At 39.2% G+C, this 15,832-nt stretch carries 17 protein-coding genes; 8 read left to right on the top strand and 9 right to left on the bottom strand.

Annotation, left to right across the window (positions count from 1 at the left end):
* Both BMW42_RS14715 and BMW42_RS05770 read right to left on the bottom strand, forming a co-directional pair.
* Nucleotides 1-208: hypothetical protein (locus BMW42_RS14715; RefSeq protein ID WP_171260681.1), on the bottom strand; the 208-nt coding region annotated here is incomplete at its 3' end.
* Nucleotides 209-579: 371 nt separating this feature from the next.
* Nucleotides 580-1,704: an endonuclease/exonuclease/phosphatase family protein gene (locus BMW42_RS05770; RefSeq protein ID WP_092766716.1), complete on the bottom strand. Its 1,125-nt coding sequence runs from the start codon at nucleotides 1,702-1,704 to the stop codon at nucleotides 580-582.
* A 186-nt stretch (nucleotides 1,705-1,890) separates the two neighbouring features.
* Here BMW42_RS05770 and asd point away from each other — a divergent pair, with 186 nt between their 5' ends.
* The 4 genes from asd (at nucleotide 1,891) to truA (ending at nucleotide 7,037) form a co-directional block, all read left to right on the top strand.
* Nucleotides 1,891-3,009, top strand: coding sequence for an aspartate-semialdehyde dehydrogenase (asd, locus tag BMW42_RS05765; RefSeq protein ID WP_092766715.1), 1,119 nt, complete (start codon nucleotides 1,891-1,893; stop codon nucleotides 3,007-3,009).
* Between the two features lie 284 nt (nucleotides 3,010-3,293).
* Nucleotides 3,294-5,222, top strand: a complete 1,929-nt coding sequence (locus tag BMW42_RS05760) for a hypothetical protein (RefSeq protein ID WP_092766714.1) — start codon at nucleotides 3,294-3,296, stop codon at nucleotides 5,220-5,222.
* 31 nt (nucleotides 5,223-5,253) lie between these two features.
* Nucleotides 5,254-6,231, top strand: coding sequence for an asparaginase domain-containing protein (locus BMW42_RS05755; RefSeq protein WP_035264356.1), 978 nt, complete (start codon nucleotides 5,254-5,256; stop codon nucleotides 6,229-6,231).
* Nucleotides 6,232-6,239: 8 nt separating this feature from the next.
* Entirely contained in the window at nucleotides 6,240-7,037 is a 798-nt protein-coding gene (gene truA, locus BMW42_RS05750; protein ID WP_092766713.1) for a tRNA pseudouridine(38-40) synthase TruA, read from the top strand.
* Between the two features lie 48 nt (nucleotides 7,038-7,085).
* Here the strand turns inward: truA and BMW42_RS05745 are convergent, their stop codons facing one another.
* On the bottom strand, nucleotides 7,086-8,093 hold the full coding sequence (locus BMW42_RS05745) for an AraC family transcriptional regulator (protein ID WP_035264130.1): 1,008 nt from the start codon (nucleotides 8,091-8,093) through the stop codon (nucleotides 7,086-7,088).
* Between the two features lie 228 nt (nucleotides 8,094-8,321).
* Here BMW42_RS05745 and infA point away from each other — a divergent pair, with 228 nt between their 5' ends.
* Complete coding sequence (infA, locus tag BMW42_RS05740) at nucleotides 8,322-8,543, top strand: translation initiation factor IF-1 (protein WP_004692529.1); 222 nt, start codon at nucleotides 8,322-8,324, stop codon at nucleotides 8,541-8,543.
* 331 nt (nucleotides 8,544-8,874) lie between these two features.
* On the top strand, nucleotides 8,875-9,192 hold the full coding sequence (locus BMW42_RS05735; RefSeq protein WP_143047400.1) for a hypothetical protein: 318 nt from the start codon (nucleotides 8,875-8,877) through the stop codon (nucleotides 9,190-9,192).
* Nucleotides 9,193-9,219: 27 nt separating this feature from the next.
* Here the strand turns inward: BMW42_RS05735 and leuB are convergent, their stop codons facing one another.
* The 4 genes from leuB to leuC form a co-directional block, all read right to left on the bottom strand.
* Nucleotides 9,220-10,299 carry a 3-isopropylmalate dehydrogenase gene (gene leuB, locus BMW42_RS05730; protein ID WP_035264143.1) on the bottom strand — a complete coding sequence of 360 codons (1,080 nt, stop codon included), beginning with the start codon at nucleotides 10,297-10,299 and terminating at the stop codon, nucleotides 9,220-9,222.
* A 30-nt stretch (nucleotides 10,300-10,329) separates the two neighbouring features.
* Entirely contained in the window at nucleotides 10,330-10,908 is a 579-nt protein-coding gene (locus tag BMW42_RS05725) for a hypothetical protein (protein WP_035264152.1), read from the bottom strand.
* Between the two features lie 97 nt (nucleotides 10,909-11,005).
* Entirely contained in the window at nucleotides 11,006-11,656 is a 651-nt protein-coding gene (leuD, locus tag BMW42_RS05720) for a 3-isopropylmalate dehydratase small subunit (protein ID WP_035264160.1), read from the bottom strand.
* A 14-nt stretch (nucleotides 11,657-11,670) separates the two neighbouring features.
* Nucleotides 11,671-13,119: a 3-isopropylmalate dehydratase large subunit gene (leuC, locus tag BMW42_RS05715; RefSeq protein WP_092766712.1), complete on the bottom strand. Its 1,449-nt coding sequence runs from the start codon at nucleotides 13,117-13,119 to the stop codon at nucleotides 11,671-11,673.
* A gap of 234 nt (nucleotides 13,120-13,353) precedes the next feature.
* On the opposite strand from leuC, the gene BMW42_RS05710 reads away from it, so the two are divergent.
* Together BMW42_RS05710 and BMW42_RS05705 are read left to right on the top strand one after the other, a co-directional pair.
* A complete protein-coding gene (locus BMW42_RS05710; protein WP_035264169.1) occupies nucleotides 13,354-13,590 on the top strand; it encodes a DUF2061 domain-containing protein in 237 nt (78 codons plus the stop codon).
* A 131-nt stretch (nucleotides 13,591-13,721) separates the two neighbouring features.
* On the top strand, nucleotides 13,722-14,579 hold the full coding sequence (locus BMW42_RS05705) for a LysR family transcriptional regulator (protein ID WP_035264171.1): 858 nt from the start codon (nucleotides 13,722-13,724) through the stop codon (nucleotides 14,577-14,579).
* Between the two features lie 69 nt (nucleotides 14,580-14,648).
* Here BMW42_RS05705 and BMW42_RS05700 read toward each other — a convergent pair whose 3' ends face one another.
* Nucleotides 14,649-14,900, bottom strand: coding sequence for a DUF2789 family protein (locus BMW42_RS05700; RefSeq protein ID WP_035264173.1), 252 nt, complete (start codon nucleotides 14,898-14,900; stop codon nucleotides 14,649-14,651).
* Nucleotides 14,901-15,084: 184 nt separating this feature from the next.
* Nucleotides 15,085-15,735, bottom strand: a complete 651-nt coding sequence (locus tag BMW42_RS05695; RefSeq protein ID WP_092766711.1) for an HAD family hydrolase — start codon at nucleotides 15,733-15,735, stop codon at nucleotides 15,085-15,087.
* Between the last annotated feature and the right edge of the window lie 97 nt (nucleotides 15,736-15,832).

Below are 15,832 nucleotides of genomic sequence, written 5' to 3'. Positions count from 1 at the left end.
CTTCTTTAGCTTCTTTAGCTTCTTTAGCTTCTTTAGCTTCTTTAGCTTCAGTGTTCGCGACCTGTTCTTGAGATGCAACCGCATCCATCATTTTTTCATCAGCTTCTTGTGCAAATACGCTGGTACTCATTAGTACATTTAACACAACGATCGAAGCGAAGGATTTGCTTGTAGTTATGTCTTTCATATTTTTAAGAAACAAACTCATACCCCATCTGCTCAATATTTTCATTTTGGCAAATCATAGCATTAATAAAAGATTAGAGCTGAATAACGAGATTTAATTCATTCGACCTGTATGCATTTAAACGTTTAAACCCACCATAAACTAAACCCGAGTTCTACATCCTGTAAAACTCGGGTCGATGAGGTTGTGCTTTTCAAAAATCATATTATTGTTTTATTGGCTTTCCTTTCCTACATCATCTCCATGATGATTTTCCGTCGGCGTCGTCTTCCATATTGGGATCATTCCATTCCCACTCCCTGTGCCGATAAGCTTAGATTACGCTTAAGCTCGCTTCGTGACTATGGGTCAACAGACACATTCATTGTAAGCAATTTCTTACACGCATCCATTCACACTTGTTTGACATCTTTATAATCTTGCGCAATTTCATCTGTCACTTGTTTCTCTTCTTTCTCAGCTTTCGCAATACCTTCTTGAATCGCCTCCTGAGCCTCTTGCTCATCAGCATCCGTCTGTTCTAATTCTTGCTGTACTTGCTCAAATTGTCGTCCAGTTTGTAAAACAACGTACACAGGAAAGTGATCCGAACCAATATGCGGTAATCGCTCCATTTTCACCAAAGCAAAATCAGTGCTGTGGAATACATGATCGAGTGACCATCGTAATAGCGGATAGTCCGCATGGAAGGTATTGACATAATGACGTCCAACACGCGGATCTAATAAACCACTGATACGTTGAAATAGTCGTGTGGTACGAGACCATGCCACATCGTTTAGATCTCCCATGACAATGCAACTTTCATCCAAGTCTTTAATTTGATCACCCACAATCAACAATTCAGCATCACGTAATGTAGAGTCTTTGGCTTCAGTTGGACTCGGCGGTTTGGGATGTAAACAATATAATTGAACTGGCTGTCCAGAACGTAATTTCACTGTGGTATGAATAGAAGGAATCTCATTACTCAGTATGAATTTGACTTCGGTATCACTCAATTCCAACTTACTGTAGAGATGCATTCCATAGAGATTATCTAAAGGTACTGGAACACGATAAGGATAATCCGCTTCGATGACTGAAAGTTCATTCTGCCAGGTTTGGTCTGTTTCAAGCGTCAATACGATATCGGGTTGATGCTGATGAATCTGTTCAATCAAACGATGATATTCTGTATTTGGTGTTAAAACATTCGACACAATTAAAGAGATTTGCTTTGATGGATCAATTTGATCTGGTTGGACCTGTTTCACCTGTTTTTTCCAAATTAAGGTATAAGGCAAAACCATCTTCAATTGATATGCTAATGCAGCAATTAATCCAACAAATATGACTTGGCGTCTTAAATCCCATTCCCCATCCCAAATCAACAGGAGGATAAATGCGATAAAGCCTAGGGCTAAAATTTGTAGTCTTGGAAAATCGGCACCTCGAAACCACCACTCATCACGCGGAATCAAAGACCAAAAACTTAACCAAATCACAACAACAGCCAGTATCTCAATCCATAGCATAGCGCTTCTCTTTATATATTCTTAATTTTTCGATGATTCATAAATTTATATTAGTTTTGCATGTAACATAAACAAGATATATTGCACAATATATTTGCTGTTTTGATTGTGTACCACTTGCAGTTATACACTCTTTTGATACACTCGAACCCCCTTTTTTATTTTAACGCACCGAGGCAAAGTGACATGAAAGTAGGTCTGGTCGGTTGGCGCGGGATGGTTGGTTCCGTCCTTATGCAACGTATGGTTGAAGAGAATGATTTCGCTCATTTTGAGCCATTCTACTTCTCTACCAGTAATGCAGGTGGTGAAGCCCCTGCGTTTGGTGGTAAAACTGCCCCAGCACTTATGGATGCGACAGACATTAATAGTCTGGAGCAAATGGATGTCATTATTACCTGCCAAGGTGGTGATTATACCACTGAAGTTTTCCCTAAGTTGAAAGCTGATGGTTGGAATGGTTACTGGATTGACGCTGCATCTACATTGCGTATGGACGATGAAGCAATCATCGTATTAGATCCAGTCAACATGAATGTGATCAAAGACGGTTTGGTAAAAGGTACGAAAACATTTGTAGGCGGTAACTGTACTGTTTCATTGATGTTAATGGGTCTTGGTGGTCTGTTCCAAAACAATCTTGTTGAATGGGCGACTTCAATGACTTACCAAGCTGCTTCTGGTGCGGGTGCGCAAAACATGCGTGAACTCATCACAGGTATGGGCTATTTGTATAACAATACAAAAGATCTATTAGACGATCCACGTTCTCCAATTTTAGATATCGACTCTAAAATTGCTGAATTACAACGTGGTGAAGGATTCCCTTCAGCAAACTTCGGTGTACCTTTAGCAGGTTCTTTAATTCCTTATATCGACAAACAGCTTGAAAGCGGTCAATCGAAAGAGGAATGGAAAGGTCAAGTTGAAACCAATAAGATTCTTGGTAATTCACAAATTGTACCTATTGATGGTCACTGTGTACGTATTGGTGCAATGCGCTGTCACTCACAAGCATTGACTTTAAAACTTCGTAAAGATGTTCCTTTAAATGAAATTGAAGACATCATTGCAAGTGCAAATGACTGGTCTAAAGTTGTGCCGAACACACGTGAAGCATCAATGACTGATCTTACACCTGTTGCAGTAACAGGCACGCTTACTGTTCCAGTAGGTCGTTTACGTAAACTTAATATGGGTAAAGAGTATTTAGGCGCGTTCACTGTTGGTGACCAATTACTTTGGGGTGCTGCTGAACCTTTACGCCGTATGCTACGCATCTTGATTGACTATAAAAATGCTTAATTTTTAATAGTCACTTCAATAAAAAGCCGGTCTGATTAGATCGGCTTTTTTTATGCAATTTGAATTGATTAGAGCTTGGAGTGCTATTTGAAAGGAAATATTATGACATCTATACAAAAAACAGTTAAATTACAATCTCATCACTTCTTATTTCGAACATCTTGATCGATGCATAATGATGAACTGAGAATATAAAAAATCGAGATTAAAAACAGTCCAATATTTCGAGCACTCAGGTATTAGATTTGCAATAAATTCATTGAATTCAATGAAGGGGAAAAATTATGTTGTATGTCATTCCATTTGTCGTCTTGCTGTTAATCGCACTGGTGCTCAAAAAACGTGAGGATAAACAAAAAAATGGTGACACAGGATCAACAAAATCTAAAAAAAATGTGAGTGTAAAACGCGCTAAGAAAAGCCCTAAAACTCGCTCCACCCCACAACAAGCCTATTCACAGCACGGTCATGGCGCACCACAAGACTTAAGTGCCGAACCAGTGGCTGATGAACTTAAAGCCAGCATTGAATACTTAATTCAATCAGAAAGCTATATGTCAGCCGAAGCAAAAATCAATCAAGCATTGAATCGTGATCCTAGACAACATGAGCTTTACTCGTATTTGATTGATATTCACATCCTACAGAATGATGAATTTGCTTTAAAACAATTAAGTAATTATTTACGCTCCACTGGATTACATTACATTGCGGATGAAGCTGAAGACAAACTTAAAGCTGCAAAAGAAGCGGAACAGAATAAAGAAATTGCGAAAGAATCACGGGATATATCGAACACCGAGAATCAGCCTCGTCATGCTGCACAGTTTCATAGCACCAGTTTTATAACTGAAATCCCTGCAGTGCAATCAGAACAAGCCTTTGATCATCTCATCAAATCACAGGATGAACAACATAGCACTCAGGAAAGCACACCCACTGAAACAAATGAGACCACAGAGCAATCTTCTCTTCCTTCTCAAAGCTCAACATTTGTGTTTGAAACAGAACAAAACCCACATCCCTTACAAGCCAAAGAGAAGAAAAGCACTCCTGAGGAAGAAACTGAGCATGTCTCTGCTGAACCTAATGCTCATTTTGTATTTAGCTCAGAACAGCTGGATTTAGCAGAAGAGTTTACGCTCAATAAAACCAATGAAGAAATCATTGACCAGCTCCCTTCTGATCAGGCTGAAAATCAGCAGGCAACTGAACAACAGACTCCATCGCAAAACGAGCATTTTGAACTCGATTTTTTTATGGAAGATACACCGCAACCAACCTCACAACACCCATTCCAGCAAGATGATGAGAAGACTCCTGCATCAAAAGAGCAAACACCTTTAGAATTTATAACGACAGATTTAACTTTCGAGCCAAATGCTCAAACACAGACTGAATCTGAAACAACCAATCAATCGACTGAAGATCGCGCACCCTTAGAGTTTGATTTAGATTTCTCCAGTTTTCAGTCTGAAAATAAATCACAAACAGCATCAGTGCACTCAACTGATGCTGAGAACCTTGCTTCAGAAAATGAGTCCATCCAAAATCTCGACTTCACACTTGATTTAAGTCAAGAATGGGTTGAAAAAACAGATCTCTCTCATTCAGCACTGAGCTCTTCTCCATTAGAAAAAAATCCACAAGAACTGAATATTGAAATAGATCCATTGGAATTTAGCTTTTCAGATCAGTCGGAACAGCCTCATTCTCAAACAACATCTAAGGATGAACTCACTTTTGATCTTTCAGATGATTTTAACTTTGATGCTGAAATATCTAGCTCAGCAAAAGTTCCAGAACAAAGCGTGAATGATCAAAATTTAGATTTTGTAACTTTCGACTTTGAGGAAAATCTTGATTCAAAATCTACAATAGAAAGCTCAATTGAACCGACAAACGAGTTTAATTTTGACCTCAATTCATCAGATGAAAACGTGGATGTGCAACAGAGTCATTCGCATGAAACATCTGCGATAAAAATGAATCCGAATCGTCCTGATGATCCTCTTGTACAACGTTTTCCTGAATTACTCAACGTTGATGAAATTCAACTTAACTTAGATTTAGCGGATCAATACATTAAATTTGGCGCGTTTGATGAAGCAGAAAAATTAATTACGGAATATGAATCGCATTACAATGACGAACAAAAAATGCGTGCAGCAAAACTCCGAGAGAGCATGGAATCTGATTCCAATCAATCTTAATATGAAGCAGTCTAATCAGGCTGCTTTTTTTATGAGTTCAAAAATAGCTTTAATCTATATGGGTGGGACATTTGGTTGCGTTGGTGAACCTTTAGCGCCTATGCCTGCTGCCGATTTTTTCCCGCAATTAAAAGAAATTTTGCCCGTTCAAAATCCAATAGAGCTTGTTCAGGCTCATGAGATTAAAGACAGTAGTGCATGTACGGCGCGTGATTGGTTGCTGTTAATCCAAAAAATTCAACAATTGCAAGCTAAACAATTTCAAAATTTTATTGTCATTCATGGTACCGATACCATGAGTTATGCTGCGGCTATTCTTTCTCGATTTCTCCATGATACGTGTCGAGTCATTATCACAGGTAGCCAATTTCCTCTGCTCAATCATGCAGCGACATCTTTGCATCCATCGAGCGATGCTTTAGATAATCTGAATCATGCCATCCAATATATGGAAAATGTGTCTGATGGTGTTTACTTATGCTTTAACCATCAAATTTTTCATGCCAGAACTGCAGTCAAGACTCATCGCACGGCACTAAATGCATTTTGTGGTGAAGCATTTACAAATGTCATCAAGCCCATATCAAGTTCTTTTGTCGACATTACTGAGCAACATATTGAACGCTCGACACAACTCAATATTGCGAATCTGAGTCTTCGCCCCATTGAAATCAAATTATTCAATCAGCATTTAACGCGTTTTATCGACAACTCGCCTCATGTACTCATACTTCAAGCATATGGAACCGGTAATTTAGCAATTAATGCGGATACCACAGATATTTTGAAGCAGCTTCGTGCCTTAGGCTGCCATATTGTATTAAGTAGTCAGGTCATGTTTGGAGAATTAGATCAACGCTATGCAATTAGCAGTTGGATTAAAGCATCTGATATTTTGATCGACGATACACTCAGTGATGCCGATCTTTATGCCAAAATTCTAAAAATGTATTTACAATACCCCTCCACAGATCAATGGTTACAGCATTGGTATGATTCATCAAATTAGAGGTTCAAATGCCACGTTTTGCAATCGGAATTGAGTTTAGTGGCGTTCGTTATCGAGGTTGGCAAACACAGCAACCAGGCGTGCCGAGCGTACAAGAAACCATGGAAAAAGTGTTGAGCAAAATTGCTGATGAACCCATCATTTTGCATGGTGCGGGTCGAACAGATGCAGGTGTTCATGCCACAAATATGGTGGCTCACTTTGACACAAATGCAATACGTCCAATTCGTGGCTGGCTTATGGGAGCTAACAGTACACTCCCGAAAGATATTGCCATCCAGTGGATTCAAGAAATGGGCAGTGATTTTCATGCACGCTTTAAAGCGCAGGCTCGCCGTTATCGTTATGTCGTTTATAACAGACCCATGCGTCCTGCCTTACTCCACAAACAAGTAACGCATGCTTATTACCCACTTGATGTGGATAAAATGATTGCTGCAGCCTCAAAATTTGAGGGTACTCATAACTTTGAAAGTTTTCGAGCTGCTGCGTGTCAATCCAACCAGCCTGTACGCCATGTGAGCCATTGCAAACTCATCAAACACGGTGCTTACCTCGTTCTAGACATCCAAGCAGATGGTTTTTTACACCACATGGTTCGCAATATTATGGGCTGTTTACTGGAAATTGGTCAGGGGATGTACGACATTGACCATATTGATGAAATATTCGCAGCAGAAGACCGTAAAGCAGCAGGGATCACAGCACCACCTGACGGCCTTTACTTTATCCAAGCACACTATCCTGAAGAGTTTAACTTGCCTAAAGTTCCGCTAGGCCCTCATTGGTTAAACATGCCTGAATAGATTTTTTATTTTGAATTGAAAAAAATCCCTTCATAAGAAGGGACTTTTTTAGCGCTGTTTACGCTTACGATATTCAACAGGTGTCTCATTGGTCCATCGTTTAAAGGCACGATAGAACGTACTTGGTTCTGAGAAACCCGTCAGATAGACAATTCTCTCTACGCTTTCATTGGTGTTTGCCAAAAGTTTTTTAGCTAAACGACAACGATAGTCAGATAAAATTTGCTGGAAGCTTGTATTGGCTTCACTGAGCTGTGTTCTCAAACGACGTGGGGTGATATTCAACTGAGCTGCCACAGTTTCTAGCGTTGTTTCTCCACTCTCAAGTGTAGAACCAATGGCACGGCGCACCTCACCCACTAAATCGTATCGAGCCAACTCCTGTAATTTTTCAATCGCCAACTGCTCATGCAGTTGAAGTAATTCTGGCTCGGCTTGCCAAAGTACATAATCTAAAATTGCAGGATCAAAATAAAGTCGCGTTTCTTTTTGGCCTAAACTTACCGGGCACTCATATACACGGAAATACTCATCGTCTGAAGCACCCTCGCTAAAGTTAAAATCGATATATATAGGTTGAAATCGACCTTCAGTAATAAATTTGAAGAATCTTAAAATGCCTGAAATCGCGCACTCAGAAAAATGACGATTGACTAGGTTTTCAGAGAATGGTTGTTCACCATTGGTTAGGTAGCAACGATCATCTTCAATAACCAATTTGGCATGAAATGCATCACTGATTAGACGTTGATATGCTAAAGCCCTTTTCAGGCCTTCGCCAAAATTTTCAGATGAAATAAAAAGATGTTCAATCACTTGACCACGATAAAGTGGTAAATGCTCACCTAAATGTAGACCAATGTCTGGATCTTTACTGACTTCTTCGGCAGCAACCCAGAAAGCGTACTGCGCGCTTAAAGGCGTACGCGCATTTTGATCTACTTGATTTAAGGCCACACCCGCTTTTGTTAAAATTTCTTCTGTGGGCAATCCAGCACGACGAATTGCTTGATAACCTAATCGTAGAACAACCGAAGCATCAGTTAGCTGACTCACGCAGTGCCCTTCCTTGTATGTTATTAATATTTACTTAAAACTTATGAATTAGATTACAGTCGATTGACCAAACTGACAACATAGTTAAGCATTTTTTTGTTTAAAAATTTTATTTGTTTGTTCGACAAGTTTGACCATAGAAACGCCGACTGAACTTGGTTTAACCTTGTTTTTTTCTAAAATTTTGCCTATAATTTGCGCCTTTCCAATTTGATCATCAGGTAGGCTATGGCCAATAAAGAGGAACTTATCGAGTTCGAAGGCGTTGTCACCGAAACGCTTCCTAATACTATGTTCCGTGTACGTTTAGAAAACGGTCACGAAGTAATTGCACACATTTCTGGTAAAATGCGTAAACACTATATTCGTATTTTGACTGGCGACAGTGTTAAAGTTGAAATGACACCTTATGACTTATCTAAGGGTCGCATTACTTACCGTGCACGCTAAGTGTTAGTAAGCGAAAAGCCACATTGAGTGGCTTTTTTTGTTTTTGTACTTTTATTTTATGAATCGCATAGAAAGTTCATTCAGCTAAATCAATCGCCTGTCTTTGTGATAAGAGACAAATTCAGATATATAGAATAATTAAACTCACTATTTATTCATTTACTATCCAATCATATATACCAACAAAGCCCATTTGCACATTCAATCTAAAAAATCGTCGTACTGCCCCACTATTTCGTGCACTAAATAAATTGTGTTTTTTGCCCATCTGCATATTTACACTTTTCCTGTTTACGGCATGCCAAACAGCAAATTTTCAGAACAAAAAAATATGAATACTTATGTTTCACAATTTGTAGGACAAGATATCCAACATATCCGAGAAACTACCGAGTTGAATTCTTTTAACATTAAGCTGAAGCCCAATCTTGAGATTCGAGATGATCGATCCATTTTCACCTTTGAACGTATAGTCAACACCTCGATTCCAATGGGAAATTCGATGAGAGATGAAAATAGTTTTATGATTCCTGTATGGACAGCTTCAGCAAGTCAGTCATACGGTAACGTAATGACTTGCTCAAGTGTTTTTAGCTTAAAAAAACAATATCGCTTTCAAAAGCTCGGCAATAAAAAACGCAGCTCATAGGCTGCGTTTTGAATGAATCAACTGAAATTAGTTAAGCGCTGCAACAACTGCTTCACCCATTTCAATTGTCCCAACCTTCTTCATGCCTTCAGACATAATGTCAGCTGTACGTAAACCTTGGTCTAAAACATTCCCTACTGCATCTTCAATCGATTTTGCTGCAGCTTCTTGACGGAACGTATATCGAAGCATCATTGCAACAGATAAAATTGTTGCCAATGGGTTTGCGATATTTTGACCTGCGATATCTGGTGCTGAACCATGACAAGGCTCATACATCCCTTTACCATTTTCATCTAAAGAAGCTGATGGCAACATACCGATTGAACCAGTCAACATCGCAGCCTCATCAGACAAGATATCACCGAACAAGTTACCTGTTACGATCACATCAAATTGTTTAGGTGCACGAACCAATTGCATTGCTGCATTGTCGACATACATATGTGACAAGTTAATGTCAGCATACTGTTCAGCATGCAACTGAGTTACTGTTTGTTTCCAAAGCTCAGTGACTTCAAGAACATTCGCCTTATCAACTGAACACACTTTACCACCGCGTAGTTTCGCCATTTCAAACGCCACTTTAGCAATACGTTTGATTTCTGACTCTGCATATACGTCGGTGTTAAAGCCTTGCTTCTCACCATTCTCTAATTCACGAATACCACGTGGTTGACCGAAGTAAATACCACCAGTTAATTCACGGACAATTAAAATATCTAAGCCTGAAACAATTTCAGGTTTCAAACTTGAAGCATCTGCCAATTGAGGATACAAGATCGCTGGGCGCAAGTTAGCGAAAAGGTTAAGTTCGCTACGTAATTTCAATAAACCACGCTCAGGACGAATTGAGCGCTCAATTGTATCCCACTTCGGACCACCAACAGCACCTAACAAAATCGCATCTGCTTTTTTTGCTTGTTCAGAGGTAACTTCTGGATAAGGTGAACCATGCGCATCAATTGCAGCGCCACCCAATAAACCTTGTTCCCATGTTAAATCTAGATTGAATTTTTCATTGACACGGGTGAGGACCTGTTCAGCTGCTTTTACAATTTCAGGACCAATGCCGTCACCAGCTAAAATCAAGATTTGTTTAGACATGAGATTTTCCATTTGTAAAGTTAGTATGAACTAACGTGTTTTTAAATTTTTTTGTTCCACAAACTCACCTAGTCCATTGAGAACATTATAGGGTTTGCAGAAACGGCGAATGGTTTGTTGCTCTTGCAACAAGTCAACACATAATGGCTCTGGTGCAGAAGCATCAAGTAAACTTTTTTTCCCACTGCTTCGATCTCTAAACATTACAAATCGGTAATCTTTTTTTGCTTCGAAGCGATGGATGACATTAATAGTTTCTGCTTTTTCCTCTGAAATCGGATAAAAGCGAACCACCACCTCATGCAGTCCAGCAGGAACTGAAAGATATAAGGCTTGCGGATCTTTCAAAGAGTCAGCATTTAATCGCACCATACCTTGCTTGATCGCACGCTGATCTAATCTTCGAGATTGAGCATCAACAATGGGATGCTCATCGAATCTTTCAAACTCACAATTCAACGTTCCTGAGCAATAAATCAAAGCATGATTTCTGGTTTCAGGCGTTTCTTTAATCTTTTTCAGTTGTAATCGGTCTACGGTCTGACAAGCGGATAAAACGGCGACAGACAATCCGAAAAACGCATAGCGTAATAAAACTTTTGCCTTCATTTGTGCCCAACCTCACCAAACGGCGCAAAACTAAAAGAATAATTTTGCACCGATATTAGCAAGACTTGAATCAGAGCACTATAGCTTTAAGTATCAGTTACGCTTTGATTTCTTGGAATACCCATGGGCGAACAGCTTTAGTTCTTTCCTCATAAGCACGAATGTCTTCTGCCGCTTGTAACGTTAAACCAATATCATCTAAACCATTCAACAAACAGTGCTTTCTGAATGGATCAACTTCAAATTTAAATGCTTCGCCTGTAGGCGTACGCACTTCTTGTGCTTGAAGATCAATCGTTAACTGATAACCTTCTTGTGCTGCACACTCTTTAAATAATTGATCAACAATCTCTTCAGACAAGATCACTGGTAACATGCCATTTTTAAAGCTGTTGTTGTAGAAAATGTCTGCATAGCTTGGTGCGATTACGGTACGGAAACCATATTCTTCTAAAGCCCATGGCGCGTGTTCTCGGCTTGAACCACAACCAAAGTTGGCACGTGAAATCAAGATTGAAGCACCTTGATAACGTGGTTTATTCAACTCAAAGTCTGGATTCAAAGGGCGTTTTGAGTTGTCTTGCCCCAAATAGCCTTCATCTAAATAACGTAACTCATCAAACAAATTCGCGCCGAAACCTGTACGCTTAATTGATTTCAAGAACTGTTTTGGAATAATTAAATCTGTATCGACATTGGCACGGTCTAAAGGTGCAACGATACCTTGTTCAACGGTATATTTTTTCATGTTGTTTGCTCCTCTTAGAATGAACGTACATCAACAAAGTGACCTGCAATTGCCGCTGCTGCTGCCATCGCTGGGCTCACTAAATGCGTACGACCACCATTACCTTGACGACCTTCGAAGTTACGGTTTGATGTTGATGCACAGTGCTCACCCGGTTGTAATTTGTCTGCATTCATTGCTAAACACATTGAGCAACCTGGCTCACGCCATTCAAAACCAGCTTCAATTAAGATTTTATCTAAACCTTCAGCTTCTGCTTGTGCTTTGACTAAGCCAGAACCCGGAACAACCATCGCTTGCTTAATCGTGCTTGCAACTTTTTTGCCTTTTGCAACTTCAGCTGCCGCACGGATATCTTCAATACGAGAGTTGGTGCAAGAACCGATAAATACGCGATCCAATTTAATATCAGACAATGCTTGACCCGCGGTTAAGCCCATATATTGATAAGCACGTGTCCAATCGTTACGTTGTACATCATCTTTTGCTTGTTCTAATGTCGGTACTGCTTGAGATACAGGAATCACCATCTCAGGAGATGTACCCCAAGACACTTGTGGCTCAATCTCTTCACCTTGTAATACAACAACTGTATCAAAGTGTGCACCTTCATCAGAATGTAAAGTATTCCAATATTCTACTGCTGCATCCCACTGCTCACCTTTCGGTGCATAAGGACGGTTTTTTACGTATTCAATGGTTTTTTCATCAACAGCAACCATACCTACACGGGCACCACCTTCAATCGCCATGTTACACACCGTCATACGACCTTCGATCGACATATCACGGAACACTTGACCACCAAATTCGATGGCATGACCTGTACCACCAGCTGTACCGATTTTACCAATAATCGCTAAAACCACATCTTTTGGTGTTACGCCTTGACCTAATTTACCGTCAACACGTACCAACATGTTTTTCATTTTCTTTTGAACTAAGCATTGCGTTGCCAATACATGTTCAACTTCTGATGTCCCAATACCATGTGCCAAGCAACCAAATGCACCATGCGTCGCTGTATGAGAGTCACCACAAACAACCGTCATACCTGGTAAAGTTAAACCTTGCTCAGGTCCAACAACGTGTGCGATCCCTTGACGGACATCGTTGATATCAAACTGTGCAACATTAAATGTTTTACAGTTATCATCTAAAGTTTGCACTTGGATACGTGAAGTATCATCTTCGATCCCCGCAATCCCTTCAGAACGCTCTTTCGTAGACGTTGGTACGTTATGGTCAGGCGTTGCCACGTTTGCACTTAAACGCCAAGGTTTACGCCCTGCAAGTTGTAAGCCTTCAAAAGCTTGTGGAGAAGTCACTTCATGCAACAAGTGACGATCGATATAAAGTAAAGAAGATCCATCATCGCGTTGTTTAACTAAATGATCGTCCCACAATTTATCGTACAACGTTTTTTTTGTTTGAGTTTCTGCTTTTTGGGTTTCGCCTGCCATGTCGATTTGCTCCACTGGACTGGGTAATTCTGTCATTAATTACGATTATAACGGCCTATTCACATAAATCTAATTTATCATTTTTATTAGTTTAAAAACTTTTTAGAATCAATTTAAACACCAAAACCATCTATAAAAACGATTAATTTAAAAACAATATTCGCTTTTACAGATTAAATAAGAATGCTTATCATTTAAACATCTCCAAGATCACCACCAACTGAGGATGTTCACATGGCACATATTCAAAAATTTGTTGAAGATAATCAACGCATGTTCAAAAAAACACTAAGCTACTACATTATGCACATTACGGTAGCCATGATTGTAGGCTACCTTGTCACAGGCAGCATTTGGATGGCAATTACTTTGAGTTTACTTGAGCCTACTGTACAAGCCGTGGCTTATTTCATTCACGAACGCGTGTGGGAGAAAAAAACGATACAACAGGAAGAAAATATCGTCGCATAGTTTCACCTGTGATCCTCCTCATCTTAGCCGCACTATGCGGCTTTTTTTGCAACAGTTTATGAAGAATTACTTCGCAATAGATATAAATTTATTTTATAATTAAATAATATTTTCATAACCGAGTTTAAATTATGAATCTTGCTGCCTTTGAAGCTTTTATAAAAGTCATGGAAACGGGTTCGATTTCTATGGCAGCTGATCAACTATTTATCACTCAGCCCGCTGTTACCAAACGTATTCATAGTTTAGAAGATTATTTTGGTGTCAAATTATTTGAATCTGCTGGCCGAGGTGTACAAGCCACCCATGCGGCTCATTCCCTGCTTCCTAAAGTTAAAAATTGGTTAAATGAACTAGGTGATATTCATCACACCTTAAGCCACGACCAAAATCAGATTAAAGGAAAGCTTAAAGTTGGTACCAGCCATCACATTGGATTACATCATTTACCGCAACATTTAAAAAGCTATGTTCAGCAATATCCTGATGTGACATTAGATGTGCATTTTGTAGATTCAGAACAAGCTCATGAAAAAGTGTTAGCGGGTGATCTTGAACTGGCATTCTTAACCTTACCCCCAGTCCTAGATGAACGTTTAAAATATGTTCCTTTATGGAGTGATCCATTGGTCTTCGTTGCTGCAGTTTTTCATCCATTGGCAAATATGAAAAATTTAAGCCTTGAAGATCTCATGCAGTACCCAAGTTTATTACCTGCAGCTCAAACATATACAGCGCAGATCACCCTTGCAGAATTTGAAAAAAATGGATTAAAACCTAAAGTGTCCATGAGTAATAACCCGCTTGAGTCCATTCGCATGTTGGCTTCTATTGGGTTAGGTTGGTCTGTCTTGCCAAGTACTTTGGTCAATCAAGACTTGGTCAGACTGGATATTAATTTAGAAATGCAGCGTCAATTGGGTATGGTTTGGCATCCGGGACGCACCCAATCTAAGGCAGCCAAGGCCTTGGTTGATTTAATGAAATAATTTCAGCACTCGTTATTTAAAAAGTCATCTAATCAGATGACTTTTTACTTTTTAAGACAAGTGAGCTACTTAAGCTTTTTTCTTCAATGAATCTTCATGTAAAGACTCGTTAAGCTGATCGATAATTAATGCCCATGAACCATCTGAACATAATTTTTCTTTCAAAAATTGACGTTGACCTTCAGACCAAAAACTTGCTTCAGTCAAAAAGGTTTCAGCTTCTAACTGATGTGTTTCAATAAATTCTGCAATAGCTTGCTCGCTAGAATCTAATCCTAATTGCTCAAATAAGTTGGTCATTCTTGGCTCTGCATTTAGCATCGTGTATTCCTTATGATTTTGATTAATTTTAAGTTAGTTGTTTGCGCATAAGGTATCACTAAGGGATGAAAGCGTCTGTAAATTTATGCTGAATTTCATCTCAAGTTATTTCAATGCTGATCAATGAAAAAAAGCCATTGATACAATGGCTTTAGCAATTTTTAATTTTGAGAATAAAATAGTCTTAAATGGACCAGTCTTGGATATCCCAACCCTGCTCTTTAGCCAATGCTTCAAGACGATCATCTGGATTGACTGCAATCGCATGATCCGCATATTCCAATAAGAATCGATCATTAATGGAGTCTGAATATGCCCATGATTCAGTAACTTCTCGTCCCTCAAGCCATTGATCTAATCGTGCCAATTTACCTTTTTGATAACACGGAATATTAATGACTTTACCCGTATATTTACCATCAACCACTTCTGCATTGGTTGCAATAATTTCTGTAATACCAAATTCACGAAAAATAGGTGCAGTAATAAAATCTGATGTTGCGGTAATCCCTACTAATTGATGCCCAGCATCTTGATGACGTTGAATCGCTTTATAACCTTCAGGACGCATTTGAGGTCGAATCACTTTTTGCATAAAAAGCTGATGTAAGTCGGTCAAATACTCATTGTCATGTTGCGTTAAAAATTCAAATACGAATTCGTTGTAGGCAATTGGATCAAGTTGTCCCGCTTTGTAATCTTCATAAAATTTGTCATTCATGGCGCGATGTCGAACTGGATCAACTAAGCCTTCATTGACTAAAAACTCGCCCCAAGAATGGTCAGAGTCGGTATTTAACAAGGTGTGATCTAAATCAAACAACGCCAATTTCATGAAATTACTCGTTCAAACTGAAATTTAAGAAAAAAAATGTAAATCTATCTCCGCTAGTCGATAGAAATTCGTTAAGATCATAGCAATTTTAAAACAT

The organism is Acinetobacter sp. DSM 11652, assembly GCF_900109815.1.
In the GTDB taxonomy this organism is placed as follows: domain Bacteria; phylum Pseudomonadota; class Gammaproteobacteria; order Pseudomonadales; family Moraxellaceae; genus Acinetobacter.
Note: the sequence above shows the minus strand (reverse complement) of the source record. Positions and strands in the feature narration are given on the sequence as shown.

What these genes read in the sequence shown, in the direction of transcription:
- BMW42_RS05770 (WP_092766716.1), bottom strand. Translation starts at nt 1,704, where the DNA reads ATGCTATGGATTGAGATACTGGCTGTTGTTGTGATTTGGTTAAGTTTT.
- asd (WP_092766715.1), top strand. Translation starts at nt 1,891, where the DNA reads ATGAAAGTAGGTCTGGTCGGTTGGCGCGGGATGGTTGGTTCCGTCCTT.
- BMW42_RS05760 (WP_092766714.1), top strand. Translation starts at nt 3,294, where the DNA reads ATGTTGTATGTCATTCCATTTGTCGTCTTGCTGTTAATCGCACTGGTG.
- BMW42_RS05755 (WP_035264356.1), top strand. Translation starts at nt 5,254, where the DNA reads ATGAGTTCAAAAATAGCTTTAATCTATATGGGTGGGACATTTGGTTGC.
- truA (WP_092766713.1), top strand. Translation starts at nt 6,240, where the DNA reads ATGCCACGTTTTGCAATCGGAATTGAGTTTAGTGGCGTTCGTTATCGA.
- infA (WP_004692529.1), top strand. Translation starts at nt 8,322, where the DNA reads ATGGCCAATAAAGAGGAACTTATCGAGTTCGAAGGCGTTGTCACCGAA.
- BMW42_RS05735 (WP_143047400.1), top strand. Translation starts at nt 8,875, where the DNA reads ATGAATACTTATGTTTCACAATTTGTAGGACAAGATATCCAACATATC.
- leuB (WP_035264143.1), bottom strand. Translation starts at nt 10,299, where the DNA reads ATGTCTAAACAAATCTTGATTTTAGCTGGTGACGGCATTGGTCCTGAA.
- BMW42_RS05725 (WP_035264152.1), bottom strand. Translation starts at nt 10,908, where the DNA reads ATGAAGGCAAAAGTTTTATTACGCTATGCGTTTTTCGGATTGTCTGTC.
- leuD (WP_035264160.1), bottom strand. Translation starts at nt 11,656, where the DNA reads ATGAAAAAATATACCGTTGAACAAGGTATCGTTGCACCTTTAGACCGT.
- leuC (WP_092766712.1), bottom strand. Translation starts at nt 13,119, where the DNA reads ATGGCAGGCGAAACCCAAAAAGCAGAAACTCAAACAAAAAAAACGTTG.
- BMW42_RS05710 (WP_035264169.1), top strand. Translation starts at nt 13,354, where the DNA reads ATGGCACATATTCAAAAATTTGTTGAAGATAATCAACGCATGTTCAAA.
- BMW42_RS05705 (WP_035264171.1), top strand. Translation starts at nt 13,722, where the DNA reads ATGAATCTTGCTGCCTTTGAAGCTTTTATAAAAGTCATGGAAACGGGT.
- BMW42_RS05700 (WP_035264173.1), bottom strand. Translation starts at nt 14,900, where the DNA reads ATGCTAAATGCAGAGCCAAGAATGACCAACTTATTTGAGCAATTAGGA.
- BMW42_RS05695 (WP_092766711.1), bottom strand. Translation starts at nt 15,735, where the DNA reads ATGAAATTGGCGTTGTTTGATTTAGATCACACCTTGTTAAATACCGAC.